This is a genomic window from Moorena sp. SIO4E2 (assembly GCF_010671945.1).
Taxonomy (GTDB): domain Bacteria; phylum Cyanobacteriota; class Cyanobacteriia; order Cyanobacteriales; family Coleofasciculaceae; genus Moorena; species Moorena producens.
This window is the reverse complement of the sequence record NZ_JAAHIE010000409.1, coordinates 1-3,636: the sequence shown is the minus strand read 5'-3', so window position 1 is coordinate 3,636 and position 3,636 is coordinate 1. Positions and strand designations below refer to the sequence as shown.

The 3,636-nt window shown below is 42.0% G+C and carries 4 protein-coding genes; all 4 read right to left on the bottom strand.

The window, feature by feature from the left end; genetic code table 11:
• A partial coding sequence (locus F6K37_RS28935; protein WP_287253897.1) for an L-lactate permease occupies positions 1 to 470 on the bottom strand: 470 nt, incomplete at its 3' end.
• 236 nt (positions 471 to 706) lie between these two features.
• The gene (gene cysE / locus F6K37_RS28930) at positions 707 to 1,522 is read right to left on the bottom strand and encodes a serine O-acetyltransferase (protein ID WP_008182271.1); all 816 of its coding nucleotides are present in this window, start codon (positions 1,520 to 1,522) and stop codon (positions 707 to 709) included.
• Between the two features lie 233 nt (positions 1,523 to 1,755).
• On the bottom strand, positions 1,756 to 2,472 hold the full coding sequence (locus tag F6K37_RS28925) for an iron-containing redox enzyme family protein (RefSeq protein ID WP_287253895.1): 717 nt from the start codon (positions 2,470 to 2,472) through the stop codon (positions 1,756 to 1,758).
• Positions 2,473 to 2,946: 474 nt separating this feature from the next.
• Positions 2,947 to 3,636 (bottom strand): phosphomethylpyrimidine synthase ThiC (locus F6K37_RS28920; RefSeq protein WP_287253894.1); only part of this gene is annotated, 690 nt, incomplete at its 5' end.

Below are 3,636 nucleotides of genomic sequence, written 5' to 3'. Positions count from 1 at the left end.
CCTCCCCAAGGTACAGCCATTTGACCCAAAATACCCAGTATAGCTGACTGAGCAGAACTATAACCTAATGCGAGAAACAGTGGAATGACTAAAATGGTACCAACTCCAAATCCACTAACTGACTCGGCAAAGGGAGCGAACCCAATTACTAGCAGCAACACCTGTAAGTCTCGCTCAGGAACTAAACGAGCAATACCCTGTCCTAAAAGGCTCATACCATCTACAGACTTGAGCAGATAGTAAAGTAGCAAACTGGGAAATAGCACGTAGAACACTGATAATGATGTCGCAAGTCCCTTCACCAAAGCAAGTAGTAATTGCCCAGGAAACAAACGAAAAACAGGAAATAGTAGTGTTGATCCGATAGCAGCTATCAAAGTAGCAAGTCCTGCCTGTTGGCTTGGTCGCTGCAATACCACTAGCATTACTATGGCTACCCACAAGGGCATAGTAGCAATTATGATTTCCAAGACATTTGTCTCCTGTATTAACAAAAGTTAATCGTAAGCATTCAGCTATCAGCCGTCAGCCGTCAGCTATCATGCTAATCAACGGGAGGTAGTAAAAAAGCTGGGGGGTGCTGGTACGGCTGGTTGAAAATCCCTGCTCGTACTGATCCGACCCTGTGGAGTTAAAGCGCCTGCTAGCACCTCAAGTAGCGTGCGCGCAGCGCATTAGCTGATAGCTGACGGCTGAATGCTTACAGTTAATCTACTTTTGCTAGCTGACGACTATTTAAATTAGTATTGTGAGATAAGTTGATAGCTTGATCTTGACACAACAGCTTTTCGGTGAACTCCATTTCTCTAAACTGCTGTAATTGCTTTAGTTTGATTTCCAACTCATCTATCCTTTGGATAAGTTTATCAACCACATTAGCTACTGGATCAGGGATGTTACTGTGAGCAAGTGGACTAATCGGCTGGGCGAATTGCCTAACTATTCGTCCCGGAATCCCAACAACAGTGCAGTCATTAGGAACAGACCGTAAAACTACTGAGCCTGCTCCAATACGGCTATTGTTACCAATTTCAATGTCCCCAAGAATTTTTGCTCCCGCTCCGACGATTACATTTTTTCCCACAGTCGGATGACGTTTACCTAGTTGTTTGCCAGTGCCACCTAAAGTAACGCCTTGATAAATTAAGGTTCCATCTCCAACGATGGCGGTTTGCCCAATTACTACACCTGTACCGTGATCAATAAATATGCCCCGACCAAGGGTAGCACCTGGATGAATGTCAATTCCTGTTAGCCAACGGACAATGTAGGATACGAAGCGAGACAGCCAAAATAAACGGTGGCGATATAAGATATGAGCAAAGCGATGAACCGTCACTGCCTGTAAGCCTGGATAGCAAGTTAACACCTCAAGCCAAGAGGAAGCAGCAGGATCTTTCTCAAACACAGCCTCAAAATCTGCTCGAATAGAATCCCACAAGCCTAAAGTAGATGAAGCTGTGGTTTGGCCATGTTTCTTCAAAGCTTCAAGAGAATGCTTCATTTCTGATTTTTGTTTCATTTTGAGTCAAGCTAATATAGCAGTTAGCAGTGAGCTATCAGGCATCGGCTTTTTTGCTTTTCCTTGTCCTGTGTGTCGTTCAGGGTTTTAAGGTGTACCTGATTAAATTGCCAACTGCTATAATAAACTATCGAGCCAATTTGTTATTATTGGGTATTTTGAAGTAGTAGAGTGATTTGATTGATGGACTCTACTTACTTCTATTTCACTCAATTATTCACTCAATTATTCACTCAATTTACAGCTGCCATCTGCTTAGTCATGGCTAATTTGTAGTTATTCGTCCAAAATGTATCCCAATTATGTTTGGCTTTCTGATAGCCAGCTGTTAAATGATCTACGGTAGATGGATCCGCATCAACTATCTCATTAATGGCATCTCTGACCTTTTGACGATGGATAATATCAGCTTCACCAACATGAAAGTTCCAAAACTCCCAATCAATGGTGTGTTTGTTTTCTTTGATATATGGGTTTTTGACAAGATATTTGTACATAGTAGAGAGATAAACTTGGCAAAGGCACTCTCCACCCATGCCACATAATCCAATAACATAGGTGGTAGGCTTGGTTAACGTTAGTTGCTTAATCTCATCAAGCAAAATCTTATTTTCTTCGCTAAGAGAGTCTTCAAATAAATCTTGATTTATACCAATACTTAACAAATAGTTATCCCATAGTTGGAGATGATTATTCTCATGATCTCCTTCACCTAACTCTTCTGCTAGTATCTCAGCCGTTAAGCTTTTAAATTTTCCATAAGGAGCTTTGGAAATTAGAATTGCCAGATTATCAGGAAACTCTTTCGTAAAATGACGGTACTGGATACATATCTGCTGTAAAGCTGACAGTGGGGCATGTTGTAAATATTGCAGTTTCTTATCAGCTAGATATTCAGCTTCCAGTCGAGAATGATCTGCCATAGTCCAAAATTCGTCACGAGTTGTCATTTTTTTATCCTTTGTGTGTTTTATCTTAGCTCTATAACTACCATCATTCGCTAATCTGAAAATCACCTGAGTTTTCTGTTAAATCAACTGGTTAATCAGCTGTGAAACATCTAATTGTATGATATGCGTTATAATTATCAAATTTATATGAAATAGCTTAAAAAAGGCTACATATAGTTATTTTATTATAGGTATAAATACGCGCTATTTTATTTACAAATAATGGTGATCTGATAATTGCTAAAAGCTGTGTAACTTGGCTTTTATATTGCCTATTCCCTATGGCCTATTCCCTATTTGCTATTCCCTATTCCCTATTGCGTATTTCCTATTGCCGATTCCCGATTCCCGATTCCCGATTCCCGATTCCCAGCCCGTAGCGCTCTAATAGGTAAGTGGCAGTAAAAGTCAAAAAAAAACCGGCTTCTCCTAGGAAACCGGGTTTTTAAAAGGTTTAGTTTATTGATGATTGAATTAGCCTTGATGGGCAGGTTCTTTCGCCAAGAACTTTTCTAGTTCAGTCAAGGCATCAGCATCAACTTTAGTTTGCATGGGGCAGAACTTTGGTCCACACATGGAACAAAACTCTGCTGTCTTATAGATATCTGCTGGTAGGGTTTCATCATGGTATTCCCGAGCTCGTTCGGGGTCAAGGGAAAGTTCAAACTGGCGGTTCCAGTCGAAGTTGTAGCGAGCAATGGAGAGTTGATCATCCCGGTCCCGTGCTCCTTGACGATGCCTGGCAATATCCGCCGCATGAGCAGCAATCTTGTAGGCAATTAATCCATTGCGGACATCTTCAGCATCGGGCAGTCCCAAATGTTCTTTCGGGGTTACATAGCACAGCATGGCGGTACCGTACCAGCCAGCTAAAGCTGCCCCAATGGCAGAGGTGATATGGTCATATCCAGGAGCAATGTCTGTCACTAGTGGTCCTAGGACATAGAAAGGTGCTTCTGAACACTCTTCCATCTGCTTTTTGACATTGAACTCAATTTGATCCATCGGCACATGACCAGGTCCTTCTACCATGACCTGTACATCATGTTCCCAAGCACGACGAGTCAACTGCCCCAATGTTTTCAATTCTGCTAACTGGGCTTGATCAGATGCATCATGGGTGCAGCCAGGACGCAGGGAATCCCCTAAGCTGAAGGAGACATC

Coding starts and splice junctions, on each gene's coding strand:
- cysE (WP_008182271.1), bottom strand. CDS start 1,522: ATGAAACAAAAATCAGAAATGAAGCATTCTCTTGAAGCTTTGAAGAAA.
- F6K37_RS28925 (WP_287253895.1), bottom strand. CDS start 2,472: ATGACAACTCGTGACGAATTTTGGACTATGGCAGATCATTCTCGACTG.